The sequence below is a fragment of the Actinoplanes sp. ATCC 53533 genome (genome assembly GCF_003947245.1).
The window spans coordinates 43540-59876 of record NZ_QHHV01000066.1; the positions used below are offsets into that span (position 1 = coordinate 43540).

The following is a 16337-nucleotide window of genomic DNA, read 5'->3' on the forward strand; positions in this document are numbered from 1 at the left end:
ACGCCCGAGTCCTCCCTGAGGGAGGGCCGGGCGCCTTCGACGGTACGGGTGGTCAGCAGGGCACTCCGGTGCCGCCGTACCGGAACGTCGTCGTCGTCGGCACGATTTCGTCCGCCATCTTCATCGTGTAGTACGGAACCTTCGCCATCTCCTTCAGGCTGACCACCGGTCCGTTGGTCATGGAGATGCTGCCGATCCGGGCAGCGGCGAGGTCGGCGGCCAGCTTGCCGTTACCCATCTCGGAGCAGGGCAGCACCGCGTCGGGGGACACGACCTCACCGAACCACTGGACGGCGCCGGCCTTGGTGTACTTGCCGCCCCAGAGGCTGTCGGGGAAGTGGCCGATCCACTCCGAGTCGTAGGCGATCCACCAGACCCCGCCGGAATGCTGGATGCCGAAGCGCTTCTGCGCGCCGGCCGGCAGGGTGTCGCCCGGTTTGACCGTCTTGCTGTACTGGACGAAGCCGCAGGCGTTGTAGCACTGCGGCTTCCCTTCCCTCCAGTGGAAGACGAACAGGTGTGGATCGGTGTCGCCGTTGACCGAGGGGTCCACGTTCCAGCCGACCTCGACGGTCTGCTTACTTTCTTCGTCTGCTGACCGCACGGCGATTTCCGCCAGGGTGTGGTAGTCACCGCCGAGCAGTTTGGACTGCTCGATGGTCAGGTTCGCCCAACTGCCGTCGGTCTCGCCTACTTGCTCGTAGCCGGCGTGGTAGAAGTCGGGCCTGCCATCGGGCGCAGGCGCAGCCGCGGCCTTGGCCACGGCGGGTGGAGCAGGCGGAACGGCTGGGGTAAGCCCCGAATCAACCCCGTCGAGGCCCTTCGGCCCGTACTTCGGCTTGGGGATCATCGACCCGCTCGTGTCGGCGGGCGCGGCGGCGGCGCCGGCGGCCGCGACGGCCTTGCTGTTCGCCCCGGCCTTCGCGCGCTTGAGCTTCTTCGGCTTCTCACCCCAGGGCAGCAGCCTCGGCGGTACGGGGACGGGCTCGGCGGCGGCGGACACCGGCGCCGTGACGACCGCGGGAGTTTCGACTCCGGGCGTCTCGGCGGCGTCGGCGTTGAGGGTCCAGACAACCCCCATGGAGCCGACTACGGCTACGGCTAGGCCGGCGGCGAGCAAACCACGGCGTGAGTTCGACACGTGTCCGTCCTCGTTCTTCGGGGGGCTCGGCGGGGTAGGCGGCAACGCCTCCGGCACCGGCTCTCAGCGGCGGTGCTGACCATATAACGTTCTGAATACCGTCAGCCCTCGTCGAACGGCTTTCCGCCTGAACGGCTGAGTCCGCGCACCGATCCGGTGACGCATCGGCCATTGTCATCGACGGTGCGTGTTCATCTCGTCGCTGAGCGGCATATTTTCGCGTGCTGTTCAGAAAGAGGCAAACCACCATGAGGCTCTTTCGGGTCTAGCGTAAGCGACATGGGCGACATCCGAGTTCTGGCAGTGACGCAGGACGGTGTCGAAATACACCCTGTGTCCGAGGTCGAGGCTTTGTTGCGTGATCCCGGCACCCTGCTCTGGGTGGACATTCCAGAGTGCAGCGCGGAAGCGGTCGCCCTGCTGACCGACGTCCTGGAGTGCCATCCGCTCGCCGTCCGCGACTGCCTGCAGCGCAACCGGGTGCCCCGGGTGCGGATCTACGACCATCAACAGCTGCTCATCCTGCACGGCCCGGAGCGCGGACCGTCCGGCCACGTGCACTACATCGAGCTCGACCAGATCATCGGCGACCAGTACGTGGTCACCGTGCACGGTCCACTCAACCCGGCCGTCGACCCGCAGGTCGCCCTGCGCGAGACCGAGGCGGTACGGCGGCGGCTGGAGTCCGGGCGGCTGCGGCCGGGCACACCGTACGAGCTCTCGTACGCGATCTCCAGCGCCCTGGCGCACACGCTGGAGTCGTTCATCGAGGAGCTCACCCGCGAGGTCTGGCTGCTGGAGCAGCGGGTGACCGGCGGCCACATGGGCAATCCGGAGGAGTTCCTGGAGGAATTGTTCCAGGCCCGGCACGGGCTGCTCGCCGTGCGCACGATGGGCGGCCTCGGCGCCGAGGTGTACGGCCGCATCGCCGCCCTGGAGAAGCGGGTCGCCCCGCACGACCTCCCGCTGGTCGCGGACATAGTCGATCAATTGACCCGGATTCGCGCCCTGGCCGACGGCGAACGCGAATACCTGCAGGGCGTGATCGAGTTCTATCGGGCCCGGGCGGAGACGAAAATGACCATTGCCGCGGAACGGCTCGCGGTGATCGCCGTCGTCACGTTACCGATCACCGCACTTTCCTCCATTTACGGCATGAACATCATCGTCAATGAACACACCCAATTGCCCCAGTTGCTAGCGGTACTGACGGTCATGGTGATCATGTCCGCTTCGTTGCTTACCTGGGCCAAGCGGCGCGGCTGGTGGTGATCCCCTGCGGGCCGCGGCCAGCTCGGTGAACAGCCGCACCCAGTCGTTCCGCACGGTGCCGATCGAATACCGGCTGTCGGCGCGGGCGGCGGCGCCCATGGCGCGGCGCTCGGCCGGGTTCTCGATCAGCCGCAACATGCCGTCGGCCAGGGCAGCGACATCCTCCGGCGGCACCAGCAACCCGGTACGGCCGTGGTCGATGATCTCGCGTGGACCCGTCGGGCAGTCGAATGCGACGGCCGGCACCCCGGCGGCGGACGATTCCAGCAGCACCATCGGCAGTCCCTCGAACCGCGAACTGAGCACGTAGCCCGACGCGGCCTCGAGCTCCTTGTTCAGTTGGCGGGTGGGCCCCGACAGCCGGACCTGGTCGGTGAGGTCGAGTTCCTCGATCTGCGCCGCCAGTTTGTCGCGGAGCTTGCCCCAGCCGAAGATCCGCAGCTGCCAGTCCGGGTGCCGGGCGGCGACCGTGGCGAACGCCTCGATCAGCAGGTCGAACCCCTTCTGCCGGGCCAGCCGGCCGGCGGCGACCAGCACCTTGTTCTCGAGCTTCGCCGGCGGCAACGGCCAGGGCGGGGTGCCGTTGGGCACCCGCACGACCCGCACGTCGCTCTCGCCCAGCGCGGCCCGGTAGGTGACCCGGTCGTGCTCGGTCAGCACCGCGAGGGCATCCAGCCGCGGGTATGCCCGCAGGAGCACCGCCCGCAACTTCGGCTTGTGGCTTTCCAGGTTCATGTGTTCCTGCGCGACCCGAATGAGCCGGCGCGGCGCGAACCAGGCCGACAGCAGGTTCAGCGCAGGTCGCGTGGTGACCAGCACACCGTCCGGTATGGACCGGAGGTACCGGACGATGGTGAGGTCGACCTGCGGATCCCAGCGCCGGTAACGGACATCGTGCCGATGCGGCAGCATGTTGCGGAAACGCCGGGTCTTGTTGGCCAGCCGGCTGTTCTTCCCCGCCGGGTCGGTGCGGTAGGAGCCGGTCTCCTTCAGCTGAGTCAGGGTCACCAGGCGCACCCGCGGGTCGATCGCGAAGACCGTCTCTCTGGACGTGCGATAGACACTGGCGATCTCAACGTCGTGTTCGTCGCACAGCGCATTGGCCTGATTGATTACGGTTCGGATCGTTCCCCCGCCACCGTAAGCGTTGTGCAACAGGTACTGGATTCTCACGTCGGCAACGTAGCAACGGCTACAAAACGGTCTCGGCCATCCGCGAGGCGCACTGCGCCGAACCACAGCCATGAATGTTGAACAGGATCTGGTCGGCGGCCGGTACCGGCTCCTGGAGATCATCGGCGCCGGCGGCATGGGCCGCGTCTGGCTCGCCGACGACGAACTGCTGCGCCGCCGGGTCGCCGTCAAGGAGATCGGTACGCCGGCCGGCGTCGGCTCGGCCCGGCTGCTCGACGCGCAGCTCACCACCATCCGCGAGGCCCGGGCGGCGGCCCGGCTGGACCACCCCGGCGTGGTCGGCATCTACGACGTGGTGCGGAGCCCCGACCGCTCGTGGATCATCATGGAATACGTCGAATCCCGCTCGCTGGACGCCGTCGTGCGCGAGGACGGCCCGCTGTCACACCGCGAAGCCGCCCGGATCGGCCTCGGCGTGCTGGCCGCCCTCCGGGCCGCGCACCGGGCCGGGGTGCTGCACCGCGACGTGAAGCCACACAACGTGCTGCTCGCCACGGACGGCCGGGTGGTGCTCACCGACTTCGGCCTGGCCAAAATCAAAGGTACGGAACACGGCTCGGAGCCCCTGATGGCCTCGCCCTACTTCGTCGCGCCCGAGCGCCTCGGCGGCGACGACGCCGGCGAGGCCGCCGACCTGTGGTCACTGGGAGCCACGCTCTACGCCGCGGTCGAGGGCCAGGCGCCGTTCCAGCGGCCGACCATCATCGGCTCGCTGACCGTGATGATGACCGAGCCGCCCGATCCCGCCCGGTTCCCCGGCCCCCTCACGCCGATCATCGACGGGCTGCTGATCAAGGACCCGGCTCACCGGATGACCGCCGAGGACGCGCAGTCCCGGCTGCGATGGGTGGCAGACCACGCGGTCGGCATCTTCCCGATGCGAGCCGGGCGGCGACGCACTCCGACGCCGGCCGGTTCACCCGCACCGCACACATCGGCGCCAGGAACGTTCACCCCGGGAAGATCCACAGTGGGCACGGCGACGCCGAGCACGCTCGCACCAGCAAGACCCACGCCAGCACCCGCCGCGCCAGAAGTGCCCATGCCGGGCCCGGCCGCGCCGGGTACGGCCGTGTCACGCACGTCGGCTTTGAGCATGTCCATGATCCTCGGCCGGCTGGACGACGCCGGGCCCGTCCGCAGAGGCATCGCCCGCGGCACGAAGATCGCCCTCATCGCCGCGGCCATCCTGCTGGCCGGCTCCACCGGCACCGCCCTGGCCGTCAATCACCGGACCGGCGCCACCCCCGCAGCCCTCGCCCCGACGACGGTCGCGAGCGCCGGGCCGGTCGCCGCCTGTGCCGCGGGCGGCCAGGCTGTCACCGGAAAGACCGAGAGCCGGGGGTACGCGGTCCCCGCCGGCTGGCTGTGGCACTCCGACCCCACCGGTTTCGACGTCGCGGTCCCCCAGGGCTGGGCCCGGTCGCAGGATGGCACCGCCGCGTGTTTCCGCGACCCGGGAGGCAGCCGCTCGTTCCGGGTGGACGCCTCGGCCCGGCTGGCCGGCTCCGCGCTTCCCTACTGGCGGGGTCAGGAGCAGAACGCCCTGACCGCCGGGAAGCTGCCGGGCTACCAGCGGGTGACGGTGGGTGCACTGCCCGGCAAGCAGGACGGCGCGGTCTGGGAGTTCACCTGGCAGCCCGAGGGCGAACCGGCCCGCCGGCACGAGCGCCGGCTCCTGTTTCCGATCGGCGACGAGCGCGCGTACCTGGTGGAGTGGACGACCCCCGAACAGGATTGGACCGGCACCGAGCCGTACTTGCAGCTGGTCCTCGCCAGCCTCTCCTGATCATCGTTCCCGCATGGTGGTACAGGTTTGATTTCGGCCCTGGCGGCCGACGACGATGGTTCGATGCAGCGGCAGGGCATCCCCCTCACGGCCCGCCGGGTGATCGACCTGGCGCGCTGCGCCAGCGCGCGCTGTCCGCGCTGACCAGCACGTTCCGCGCCCCATCGGGTGCCACCCCGGCCTGAGTGCCGATTTTCAGGTTTCTTTCCGCGCGTCGCCCACTCCCGGCCGTACTGTGGCGGTAAACCTATAGAACTGATAGGCAATATATGCAAAGCGAGGAGCTCCCGTGACCGTCGTCGACATCCGCCTCGACCATCTCGCCACCGCCACCCGGTACGCCGCCGACCCGAACTCCTGGCCCGTCGCGCCCCGTTTCAACGCGGTCGACCGGTGGTACCACCGGTTGGCCCAGGAGCCGGACCATGAAGTGTGGCTGCTGACCTGGCTGCCCGGGCAGGGCACCGACCTGCACGACCACGGCGGCTCGGCCGGCGCGTTCTACGTCTACTCCGGCGCCCTCACCGAGGACACGGTCGCCACCGGCCCGGACGGCGCGCCCCGGATCACCGCCCGCGAGCTGGGCGAGGGCGCCGGCCGCCGGTTCGGCACCCGGCACATCCACCGGATCACCAACCGCTCCAACCGGCCCGCGATCAGCATCCACGCGTACGGCCCGGCGCTGACCACCATGACCCGCTACCGGATCGGCGCCGCGGGCCTGGCCGTCGTCACCGTCCAGCGGGCGGGAGCGCAGTGGTGAGCGCCACGCCGTCCCTCACCACCGCGCCGCCCGAGGGCGCCCGGAGCATCGACGAGTTACTGGCGGGCGCCCGGGCCCGGCTCTCCCGGCTCGGCCCGCACGAGACCTACCGCGCCGTCGGCCGCGGCGCCGTACTGGTGGACATCCGCCCGGCCGCGCAGCGCGCCGAGCACGGCGAGATCCCCGGCGCGATCGTCATCGAGCGCAACGTGCTGGAGTGGCGGCTCGACCCCCGCAGCGAAGCCCGGCTGTCCTTCGCCCGGTACGACCTCGAGGTGATCGTGACCTGCCAGGAGGGCTACACCAGCAGCCTGGCCGCGGCGGCCCTGCAGGATCTCGGCCTGCTGCGGGCGACGGATCTCGACGGCGGCTTCAAAGCCTGGCAGGCGGCCGGCCTGCCGACGCTCCACTAATCAGACGACCTTTGTGGCCGCGGCGGCCGCCGAGCCGGTCTCCTCGTCGTCGACCCCGGGTACCACCACAGCGAGCCGGAGTGGCCCCCACGGCCACCCCGGCTCGCCCTCAATTCAGACCGCGACGCTCACGTACCGCTTGCCCGTCTCCGTCACGACCCGGACCGAGGCGACATCGGCCGGCGCGACCAGCGCGCTGCCGTCCAGGGTCGTGCCCTCGCCCGCGCCCTTCTCCGAGACGACCCAGCTGCCCGCGAGCACTACCGTGCCGTTCTTGGCGACCACCTCGAGCAGGCACCGCTCGCCCTCCGGGATCTCGGCGACGGCTGCCTTGATCCGCACCCAGCCCGGCGCCGGGGCCACCGCGACGGTGATCCGCGCGCCGGTGCTGGCGTCGACCGCGGTGGCGGTCTTCGTGCCGGGGATGGTCGTCGGCTCCACCACCGAAGTGGGCAGCGCCCGCGGCGGCTCCGGCACCGCCGTGCCGCGGCCTACCACCACCCCGGACGCGATGGCGGCGGCGACGACCACGGCCGCGGCGGCACTCACCAGCGCGGTGCGCCGATGCCGCCTCCCGGCAGACTCGTCCCGGATCTGCCGCAGCGTGCGCTGCAGCAACAGGTCTCCGCCCTCGGGCGGCCCGTCCAACAGCATCGCCTCGGGCACAGCCTCGAGCGCCATCGTCCACTCCTGGAGTGATTCCACCTCGCCCCGGCATTCGGCGCAGCCGGCGAGATGCTCCTCGACCAGGCGTACCTGCTCCGCGTCCAGCGACTTCGTCAGATAGCCGGCGAGGTCCACGTGATTCGTATTCATGAGGCAGACCGTTCCGTTCCGGCTGCGCTCAGCGACCGGAGCTCGCGTAATGCCCGTAGGGCGTAGAAAGAGCGCGACTTGACCGTCCCGGGCGGGATGCCCAACGCCTTGGCCGCCTCCGCGACCGTGCTGCCCAGCAGGTAGACCTGCTCCAGCACCTCGCGGTGCTCGGTGGAGAGCCGGCTGAGCGCGTCCACCACCACGACCGAGTTGACCACCTGCTCCGCATGGTCGTCCGAGACCGCGACCTCGACCGGCGACTCGCGCACCTCGGGTGCGCGGGCGTTGCGGGCCCGGATCTGGTCGGTGACGATGTTGCGGACCACGGTGAGTAGCCAGCCGCGGACCGAGCCCTTGCCGTTGACCAGGCTGTCCGGATGTCGCCAGGCCCGTACCAGCGCCTCCTGGACCACGTCCTCGGCGGCGACCCGGTCCCGGGTCAGCTGTGTCGCATAAGCGAGCATCGCCGCCCCGTGTTCCGAGAACAGGGATCTGACCAATGCTTCATCGGCCACCTCCCGGCGACGTTGGAGCCTCAACCCCGGCATCTATATCCCCCCGGATACGGCGATTTACCACGCCGAGGCTGACCGGACGGAGCGCTTGTCCGGCCACCCTCGACCCCCGTTTCGTTGGTCTGACTCCCCTCACACGTACCACGTGCACGCATCGGTTCAGAGCAATTTTCGGCTGAACCGGATCCGGCCCGGTGCCGTGTGGATGGCGTACGGCTCACCCACAGGGGGAATCATGAAGCGCAGCCACATCGTCGTAGCCGGTCTCGCCCTGACCAGCGCGCTCAGCCTCGCCGCCTGTGCGCGGCCGGGCACCAACCCCACGCAGGTCAGATACGTCGCCGCGGAGGGGGAGACGCCCGCCGCGCCGACGGTGCCGCCCGAACCGACCACGCCGCCGGAGCAGCCCGAACTGGCCGGCGAGGAGACCCCGGACGCGCAGTCCGAGCCCATTCCCGAGCCCACCGTCGCGAAGACCCAGAAGTGGGTCAAGATCTTCAGCGGCGCCTCCGACGAGGACATCACCCCGCCGAAGAGCATCCGGTCGGGCAGCAAGACCGTCGAGCTCAACACCGCCGAGAACGCCGTCATCGGCACCTACGTCACCGACGGCGCCGGCCGCACGCTCTACCGCTTCGACGAGGACTCGGCCAAGCCGCCGAAGGCGACCTGCAACGGCGACTGCGCCAAGGCCTGGCCGCCGCTGTTGATCAAGTCGCCCGGCAAGATCTTCCCGAAGGGCATCGACCCCAAGATCCTCGGGTACGTCGAGCGCGCCGACGGCACCTGCCAGGTCACCATCAACGGCTGGCCGGTGTACTACTTCGCCAAGGACGCCAAGCCGGGCGACATCCTGGGCCAGGGCGTCAAGGGCACCTGGTTCGCGGTCGACCCGAAGGGCGGCAAGACCGGCAAGCTGCCCGAATCCGCCGGCGGCACGGGTGGCACCGACAACTCCGGCGGCGACGCCGGTGACGACGCTCCCGTCGACCCCGGCTACTGACAGTCCCGGCCGGCGTTCAGGCACCGTACGACCTCGCGCATCAGGGCATTCGGCATCAGATTGACGAACAACGCGTGATCGGTGAGCGGGCTGTGCCGCTGCGCGTCGAACGAGTCGATCCGGTACCGGGTGCCCGGCGCGATGTCGTAGGCGGCCACGATCCGCAGCCGGGGAACCGCGAAGGTCGAGATCGGACAGCCACCGCCGGGTGCGGGAAAGACGAGATGCCGGCGATGGTCGTCACTGTCGACCCGCCGGCCGTCCCAGCAACTGGGGAAGTCGAAGACCCGGAGCACCTGCTCACCGCGGGGACAGACCACGTACCGCAGGGCCCGGCGCTCCGGACTGCCGGAACAACTCCAGACCGCGGCGGCCCGAGCACCGCCGTTCGTCACGGCGTACGCGTCCCCGGCCGCACCCCGCAGCAACCGCGGCATCTCCACCACCGGCCCCCGCGCGTTGCCGAGGAAAGCGAAGCTGACCGAGGCCGCCACCTGCACCGCACCGCCGTGCGGACCGTCATCGGGGCCGACCGTCCGCAGCACCGGCCAGTAATAGGTCGACTCGTCCCCGTTGGCGCAGGTGGTGCCGCCCCCGACGAGGCTCGGCACGGTGCTGCTGATCTCGACGGAGAGATTCCCGAGATAGTCGTGCAGATGGTGCACGGGGCCGGTCCGGCCCGGGGTCACGACGACGTTGCCGGTGTTGCGGTGGCCGTCGGCGTTGCGCCCACAGTCCCAGGTGTACGAGCCCGGGCCCGCGTCCTCCGAAACGGCGGCGACCTGGTCGATGTCCACATAGTCGGCGCCCAGACCGGGCCGGCGCAGCATGCCGGCGGCGATGGCGACCCCGGCGAGCAGCAGCTCGATCGCCAGGGCCCACGCGGCGGCCCGGCGCCGGCCCCTCGCGGCGTACGCCATAACGTCACCTTACGCACACCAGCGGCGACTCCCAGTGTTGCAAACTGGACAACAGTCGCCTCGGTGATCCACTTCGGGAAGTAGTCGGAACCCAGACCAAGGCGTATCGGTACGGTGGATTTACTCCCGAACAGAACAGCTGATACTGGGCAGATGGCGGACTGGATCTCGGGCGACCGGCGGCTGCCGGTCCCGGTCACCGCGTACGGACCGCTGCACCTGCTGGCCATCCACGTGCACAGGATGGCGAACGACGGACAGGCCTACGAGGCGGTCACGGCCGCCGACGCGTACCTGATGATCGCCCGCACGGTCCGCGACGACAAGACGGCCCGGCTCCTCATCCAGGGAAAGATGTACGCCCTGCTCACGATGGGCCGGCTCGTCGAGGGCACGGCGCTGGGCGAGGAGCTGCTGCGCACCGCCGGTTCCCTGCTCAGCGAGGCCAAGACCCGCTGCGACCTGGCCCAGCTGTACCTGCTGCGCGGCCACTACGTCGACTGCATGCAAAACCTGGCCCGGGCCGGCGTCCTGCTGAACGTGGGCCCGCCCGGCACCGACCGGCACCGCTCGGCCATGTGCTCGTTCGCCGAGGCCGCCACCGCCGCGGAGATGTACGAGACGGCGGCCGCCGCCTACGACCGGCTTTGCGCCTCCGACGCCCCGAACCGCTCGACGTCGTTCGACCTGGTGCACGCGGTGACCCTGCTCTACTGGGGGATGCGGCTGGCCCACGTGGGCCGGGCCGAGGAGGCGCGCAGCCGGCTGCGCCGCAGCGCCGAGATAACCCGGCACCGCCTGGACACCCGGCCGGACATGCACACGACGGCCGTGCACGCCCTGGCCCTGGCGAAACTCGGCGAGACGACGGTCGCCGAAAAGCTCGCCCGCGAGGCGATCATGCCGCTGCGCAGCGGCCGGACCTACCAGTACGCCCGGATGGCGCACCTGGCGCTGGGGATCAGCCTGCGCGCCCACGGGTTCCCGCACGAGGCCCGCCGCGAGTTCATCGCGGCCCGCGAACTGAGCGAACACGGCTCCCGCCCCGACGAGCGACCGATCATCCGCTTCGAACTGGCCCTGACCGCGCTGGAGCTCGACGGCGGCCAGTCGAGCCGCGACCTGTTCGAAACAATCGAGGGGCAGATGCGCGAGCTGTGGCGGCTCCGGCTGCAGCGGCTGGCGATGCTGCGCCAGGCGGGCCAGCGCGAGCAGGCCGAGGCGGCCAGGGCCCGCGCGGAACGCGAGGTCCTCCTCGACCCGCTGACCGGGCTCGGCAACAGGCGCAGGTTCGACCTGCTGATCGAGGAGGTGGATCGGGCGGCGGGCAGCCGCCCGCTGACCGTGCTCCTCATCGACCTGGACCACTTCAAGGCAGTGAACGACGCATACTCGCACAGCGCGGGCGACCGCGCCCTGCGCGAGGTGGCGACGATCCTGCGGGCCCACTGCCGCACCGGCGACGAAGCAGTCCGGTACGCGGGCGACGAGTTCGTGGTCTTCCTCCAGGGCGACGGCACGGCGGGCCGCGAGGTGGCAGAACGCATCCGCACCGCGGTAGCAGCCGCGACGATCCTCCCGGAGGCGCGCCTGACGGTAAGCGTGGGCGTGGCGACCTGGTCCCCGGGCATGACCGGCGAGGCGCTGTTCCGCGCCGCCGACGACCGCCTGTACGCGGCCAAATGGAGCGGCCGCAACACCACCGCCGCCTGACCGGCGCGGAATCTTGCCGGGTTCGAGGCAGTGTCAAGCTTTCTTCGTGGAACAGCAGACACCGCAGGTTCGGATCGTGCACCTCACCGTTCCCACTTTCGCCGCGCTTGCCGCAGGCGACCTTGCCGCCGCGGAGGCCGCCAGTCCGGTTCCGCTCTCCGGCTACCTGGCCGGGCCGGATAACAGTGGCGTTTGGGAGCGCCGCCGGGCCCAGGTCGAGCAGGATCCCGCCGACGCCGACTGGGTCACCGGGATCATCTGGGACGAAGAGCAGCGGGTTTCCGTGGGCCGGGCCGGTTTCCACGCCAAGCCGGACGCCGCCGGCCTCGTCGAGATCGGCTACGCCGTCGATCCCGCCTACCGGCGCCGAGGTTATGCCCGCGCCGCGTTCGAGGCGCTACTGGCCCGAGCCGCGGCCGACCCCCTGGTGCGCACGGTACGGGTGACGATCAGCCCGGACAACGCCGCTTCCTACGGCCTGGTCGCCCAGTACGGCTTCACCAAGGTCGGCGAGCAATGGGACGACGAGGACGGCCTGGAGATCATCTACGAGACCGACGCCTAACATTTCGCCATGGCCACCCAGCACCGACCCGCCACCAATCACCGCACAGCGACCACCCATGCCACTACTCAGCGCCACGGCAGCCGAAGGGGTCCGGGGCACCTGACCGGAAACAGCGTGGTTGACGGGCGGGTGGAGCCGGGTTGTTGAGGCTTTCGGGTTATGCGGCGGTTGGGCTGAGGGTGACGGTGTGGCCGAGGGCCTCGACTCGTCTGACGTACCTTTGCTCTGCTTCCCCATCGGAAACACCGGGAAGGTCATTCAAAACCTGGTGCGGCGGTTCTGAAGATCTCCAGGGCGCTGACGGTGCGTAACACGTCGGGGAAGTCGGTCATGATCCGGTGGTAGCCGGTCTTGAGGATCTTCCAGTTCTTCAAGTGACTGATCACGCGTTCAACGGCGGCGCGGAGTCGGTTGACGCTGTAGGCCTTCTGCTTGGTGGTCAACTCTCCGCCGGGAGGCTTCTTGGGTGGGGCGATCGGGCCGGTGCCCTGGTAGCAGCCGTCGCCGATCATGCCTGGTCCGCCGGGAGTGAGGTGATCTGCCCAGCGTTGCGCGATGCCGGAGATGAAGAACGCCGCCACGTCGTAGCGAGCGCCGTCGACGGGCTCGCCCACGTCTGCGACCCGGCCGTCGAGATCGGCGACGACCTGGACGTTCTGCCCTGACAGGTGTTTCTCGCCGGAGAACATGCCGTGGTAGTTCTCGCGTTCGCCGACCGGGGCGACGAACCCGTCGACCAGCACACCCTCGCGGCCGGCCTGTCCGAGACCCTGATCGACCTCGGGTCGGGTGAGCCACCGCGGGATTGGCTGGAGAATCTCGCGACAGCGAGTGATCGAGGACCTCGTCGGGCAAGTTGTGCCGGAGCCCGAACAACACCGCGATGACCGCCGCGGGCAGGGGTAACTAACACGTGCGGACGTCCGATCGGCGGCTTCTCCCACTGTTCGCCGACGATCTCGCGGATCCTGCCGATCAGGTCGGCGAGCCGACCAGTCAGGAGTCCTGCCATACTTTCGCAGCGCAGCGGCTGGCCCTCGATCAACTTCCTCACAAAGATGATCTATAGGATCCCACCCGCCGCGCCCACTCCGGACAGTCACCCAAGTCGCGGGCCACCCCTCGAACCTCACCCAACGTGACATCCATGAGTGTCGACGGACTTTGAATGGCCCTCCGGGTGGGATGTCCGGGTTCCGCTTGTCGGTTGATGGCGGGCATCGGCCGCGAGTGTTTCCGATGGGCGGCGTTTCCGATAGGGAAGCAGAGCAAAGTAAGAATCAATGACCCCCTTCGGATCGCCTGGGGCCAGCGCAAATCGGCTGAAAACCACAGAAGTACCCCTACGGGGAGATCGAGGCGGGCCTCGATCTAGCGCCGGGCTATGGCTACGAGATCTCCTCGCGGCCCCGAAGTCGCGGCCCCGAAGTCGCGGCACCGAAGTCGCGGCACCCAGAAGTCGCGGCACCCAGAAGTCGCGGCACCCAGAAGTCGCGACGGCCGGTTAGATGTTGACGCCGTCCGCGGGCAGGCCGGCTGGGATCGCGGCCGCGGCCGTGGCGTCCGTCGACGGGGTCGCCGCCGGCATGCCGAGCGTGTACGCCGTCATCGACAGGCTGCCGTAGGCATACCCGTCGACCAGCACGTCCGCGCCTTCCTTGCTCGTGCCCGCCAGTCCCGCCAGGTAGAGCAGCGGTAGGAAGTGGTCCGGGGTCGGCACCGCGTGCCGGAAGTCGCGGTGAGCGTCCAGGCGAGCCGCGTTGAGCGGGTCGTCCAGCATCGTCTCCTTGGCGTCGGAGTCGAAGCGCTGGGCCCAGTCGTAGCCCGCGTCCGGCATGGCGCGGTTCGCCCCGCCGAGGTTGTGCACCACGTTGCCGCTGCCGAGGATCAGCACGCCGTCCTCGCGCAGCGGGGCCAGCTTGGCGCCCAGTTCCAGGTGGTAGTCGAAGCCCTTGTCCGCGTTGATGGACAACTGGGTGACCGGGATGTCCGCGTCCGGGAACGCGTGCACCAGCACCGACCAGGTGCCGTGGTCGATGCCCCAGGAGTCGATGTCGGCGCCGACCCAGGTCGGCTTGACGATGTCGCTGATCTCCTCGGCCAGCCCGGGCAGGCCCGGCGCCGGGTAGTCGACGTCGAAGAGTTGCTGCGGGAAACCGAAGAAATCATGGATCGTGCGGGGCCGGGGCATCGCGGTGACTGCGGTCGCGTTGATGTACCAGTGCGCGGACACCACCAGGATCGCCCGCGGTCTCGGCACGGCGGCGCCGAAGGACCGCCACGCCTGGGTGTATCGGTTGGTCTCGAGCGCGTTCATGGGGTTGCCGTGGCCGATGAACGCGGCCGGCATCGTGGTCATGGTTGCACTTTAAACCTTCACAACGGATAGACGACCCCCGAACGCCCGCTGTACGGGTGCCGCGTGCCGTCCCGCTCGTGCCCGGTGTCCGGTGCGTCCAGCCACACGATGTACGGCACGCCCTTCTTGAGCCCGCTGATCGTGGCGGTGACCGTGCAGCCGGTGCCGGCGGCCACCTGCTGCCAGGTGTAGTCGGGCTGCCTGCCCCCGATCAGCGGCTGCTTCACCGCGGTGATCCGGTAGGTGGAGTTGTACTGCCGCGGCCAGGTCACGGTCAGCTTGCCGACCCCCGGCACGACCTCGAGCGGGATCAGCAGCGGGCTGACCGTCCAGTCCTCGGCGCAGTCGGGGGCGACCGGCGGGAAGGACACCGGCGGGAGGATCGGCGACCGCGAGCCGGCGACCGACGGCACCGGGCTGGGCGTGGCACTTCCGCTGGCCACGACGAGCCAGCTGTCGCCCGCGATCGGAGTGGCGCTCGCCGCCGCGCCGGGGGTGGCCGCCGGCGAGCCGAGCCCGAGCACGCCGCAGCCGCCGACGGCGATCGGCAGGGCGAGCAGCGGGAGCAGGAGCTTTCGGAGCCGCATGCACCCCGGTTCGGCCCCGATCGGCGTTGGCTTAGCGGTGGACGGAAGCGTACGGAGGGGTCAGACCCGGAAAAGTTGGTGCCCGGCCATCTCCAGCCCGTCCTCGGCGACCGCGACCGGCGTACGCAGGCCCGTCTCGTCCCGCAGCACCAGGCCGTTGCCCTCGGGCCGGTAGGTGCCCCGCGCGACACGCTGCCGGCCTGCCACGCGGCTCTGGTACGACCAGTCCGCCGCCAGTTCCAGCCGTACCGTGTGGTCCGCGCTGAGCCAGAGCCCGACCAGCGGGTCCGGCTCGCCGGGGGCGACCGGCCCGGCCACGGTGAGCCGCTCGGGGGCGACGCCGCCGAGCGCGAGGGCGAGCAGTGATGTCGCGCCGAAGATCGTCGCGTCTACGCGGTGGGTTCGCATCTGGCGCTCCGGGGGCGTCGGGGTGGGCCCCTAACTTCGGCACCACCCCCGGCCCGCTTGAGCGCTTCAGCGCATGATCATGTCCGGGAACGTGTCCGGGATCACCGCCGCCGGTTTCAGGCGGTCGACCCACTCGCCCGCAGCGCGCCCAGGACGGCCGTGCTGAGGTATTCCAGGTAGTCGTCGTCGATCGGGGTGCGCGAGACCGCGAGCCGCCAGTACAGCGGCCCCAGCATCAGGTCGACCGCGAGGTCGGGGTTGGTGTCGGCGGGCAGCTCGCCGCGGGTGACGGCCTGACCGACGATCTTTTCGCCGACGGCCTGCTGATGGGTGCGCAGCGCGCGCTGCAGGGTCTCGGCGATCTTCGGGTTGCGCGCCGCCTCGGCCATCAGGTCGGGGATGATCTGCGACGCGATCCGATGCTGCAGCGCCTTGCTCACGATGAACATGAGCAGTTGCAGATCACCCGCGAAGCTTCCGGTGTCGGGCATAGGCACGCTACGCTCCGCGATTGCGGAGACGATCTCGAGGACCATCTCCAGCTTGTTGCTCCACCGGCGATAGATCGCGGTTTTGCCGACGCCGGCGCGGCGCGCCACCGCCTCGATGGATAGCCGGCCGTAGCCGACCTCGGCCAGCTCGTTCATGACCGCGTTACGGATGGCCGCGGTGATGTCGCCGCGGAGCACCGCCGCTCCGGCGGGTGCACGTTTCGCTGTAACCACGGGTGCACTATACGCCAGGACGCAACGGTTGCGTTCCGGCGCTCGTTCGGCTAATTTCGGCTCTAACGTCGATACGACGCCGTTCCATCGATGCACAATGTTTAGTGTGTTCCCGCGCAAGTCATCAAGGTCCCCCATCCCCAGCGGACCG

Annotated in this window: 17 protein-coding genes; 7 read left to right on the forward strand and 10 right to left on the reverse strand. The window is 69.8% G+C overall.

All coding sequences use genetic code 11. The annotated features are described in order from the left end of the window. Nucleotides 1-52: 52 nt before the first annotated feature. Entirely contained in the window at nt 53-1081 is a 1029-nt protein-coding gene (locus DMB66_RS22695) for a neprosin family prolyl endopeptidase (protein ID WP_125806133.1), read from the reverse strand. Nucleotides 1082-1474: 393 nt separating this feature from the next. On the opposite strand from DMB66_RS22695, the gene DMB66_RS22700 reads away from it, so the two are divergent. Next, complete coding sequence (locus tag DMB66_RS22700) at nt 1475-2413, forward strand: magnesium transporter CorA family protein (RefSeq protein ID WP_233624774.1); 939 nt, start codon at nt 1475-1477, stop codon at nt 2411-2413. Here DMB66_RS22700 and DMB66_RS22705 read toward each other — a convergent pair. Further along, nucleotides 2339-3586, reverse strand: a complete 1248-nt coding sequence (locus DMB66_RS22705) for a glycosyltransferase family 4 protein (protein WP_233624775.1) — start codon at nt 3584-3586, stop codon at nt 2339-2341. The two genes, DMB66_RS22700 and DMB66_RS22705, sit on opposite strands and share 75 nt — an antisense overlap. A 70-nt stretch (nt 3587-3656) precedes the next feature. On the opposite strand from DMB66_RS22705, the gene DMB66_RS22710 reads away from it, so the two are divergent. The 3 genes from DMB66_RS22710 (at nt 3657) to DMB66_RS22720 (ending at nt 6572) form a co-directional block, all read left to right on the forward strand. After that, nucleotides 3657-5396, forward strand: coding sequence for a serine/threonine-protein kinase (locus DMB66_RS22710; RefSeq protein ID WP_125806135.1), 1740 nt, complete (start codon nt 3657-3659; stop codon nt 5394-5396). A 289-nt stretch (nt 5397-5685) separates the two neighbouring features. Beyond that, a complete protein-coding gene (locus tag DMB66_RS22715; RefSeq protein WP_125806136.1) occupies nt 5686-6159 on the forward strand; it encodes a cysteine dioxygenase family protein in 474 nt (157 codons plus the stop codon). Continuing rightward, the gene (locus DMB66_RS22720; protein WP_199752574.1) at nt 6156-6572 is read left to right on the forward strand and encodes a rhodanese-like domain-containing protein; all 417 of its coding nucleotides are present in this window, start codon (nt 6156-6158) and stop codon (nt 6570-6572) included. The genes DMB66_RS22715 and DMB66_RS22720 overlap by 4 nt, the downstream gene beginning before the upstream one ends. A gap of 114 nt (nt 6573-6686) precedes the next feature. Here the strand turns inward: DMB66_RS22720 and DMB66_RS22725 are convergent, their stop codons facing one another. Next, nucleotides 6687-7388, reverse strand: coding sequence for an anti-sigma factor (locus DMB66_RS22725; RefSeq protein WP_233624776.1), 702 nt, complete (start codon nt 7386-7388; stop codon nt 6687-6689). Next, complete coding sequence (locus tag DMB66_RS22730) at nt 7385-7936, reverse strand: sigma-70 family RNA polymerase sigma factor (protein WP_125806138.1); 552 nt, start codon at nt 7934-7936, stop codon at nt 7385-7387. The genes DMB66_RS22725 and DMB66_RS22730 overlap by 4 nt, the downstream gene beginning before the upstream one ends. Before the next feature lie 202 nt (nt 7937-8138). On the opposite strand from DMB66_RS22730, the gene DMB66_RS22735 reads away from it, so the two are divergent. Next, a complete protein-coding gene (locus DMB66_RS22735) occupies nt 8139-8906 on the forward strand; it encodes a hypothetical protein (RefSeq protein ID WP_125806139.1) in 768 nt (255 codons plus the stop codon). Here DMB66_RS22735 and DMB66_RS22740 read toward each other — a convergent pair. Further along, nucleotides 8900-9826, reverse strand: coding sequence for a DUF1996 domain-containing protein (locus DMB66_RS22740; protein WP_125806140.1), 927 nt, complete (start codon nt 9824-9826; stop codon nt 8900-8902). The genes DMB66_RS22735 and DMB66_RS22740 overlap by 7 nt on opposite strands. A 153-nt stretch (nt 9827-9979) precedes the next feature. Here DMB66_RS22740 and DMB66_RS22745 point away from each other — a divergent pair, with 153 nt between their 5' ends. Beyond that, a complete protein-coding gene (locus tag DMB66_RS22745; protein ID WP_233624778.1) occupies nt 9980-11539 on the forward strand; it encodes a diguanylate cyclase in 1560 nt (519 codons plus the stop codon). Between the two features lie 46 nt (nt 11540-11585). Continuing rightward, a complete protein-coding gene (locus tag DMB66_RS22750; RefSeq protein WP_199752575.1) occupies nt 11586-12104 on the forward strand; it encodes a GNAT family N-acetyltransferase in 519 nt (172 codons plus the stop codon). Between the two features lie 257 nt (nt 12105-12361). Here the strand turns inward: DMB66_RS22750 and DMB66_RS63940 are convergent, their stop codons facing one another. The 5 genes from DMB66_RS63940 to DMB66_RS22775 form a co-directional block, all read right to left on the reverse strand. After that, nucleotides 12362-12796, reverse strand: coding sequence for a transposase family protein (locus DMB66_RS63940; RefSeq protein ID WP_233624779.1), 435 nt, complete (start codon nt 12794-12796; stop codon nt 12362-12364). Between the two features lie 815 nt (nt 12797-13611). Beyond that, entirely contained in the window at nt 13612-14466 is an 855-nt protein-coding gene (gene ygiD, locus DMB66_RS22760; RefSeq protein WP_125806141.1) for a 4,5-DOPA dioxygenase extradiol, read from the reverse strand. Nucleotides 14467-14483: 17 nt separating this feature from the next. Beyond that, nucleotides 14484-15053 (reverse strand): hypothetical protein, encoded by a 570-nt coding sequence (locus DMB66_RS22765; protein WP_125806142.1) that lies wholly within the window; start codon nt 15051-15053, stop codon nt 14484-14486. A 60-nt stretch (nt 15054-15113) separates the two neighbouring features. Continuing rightward, nucleotides 15114-15461: an Atu4866 domain-containing protein gene (locus DMB66_RS22770; RefSeq protein ID WP_125806143.1), complete on the reverse strand. Its 348-nt coding sequence runs from the start codon at nt 15459-15461 to the stop codon at nt 15114-15116. 116 nt (nt 15462-15577) lie between these two features. Beyond that, nucleotides 15578-16186, reverse strand: coding sequence for a TetR/AcrR family transcriptional regulator (locus DMB66_RS22775; protein WP_125806144.1), 609 nt, complete (start codon nt 16184-16186; stop codon nt 15578-15580). Nucleotides 16187-16337: the final 151 nt, after the last annotated feature.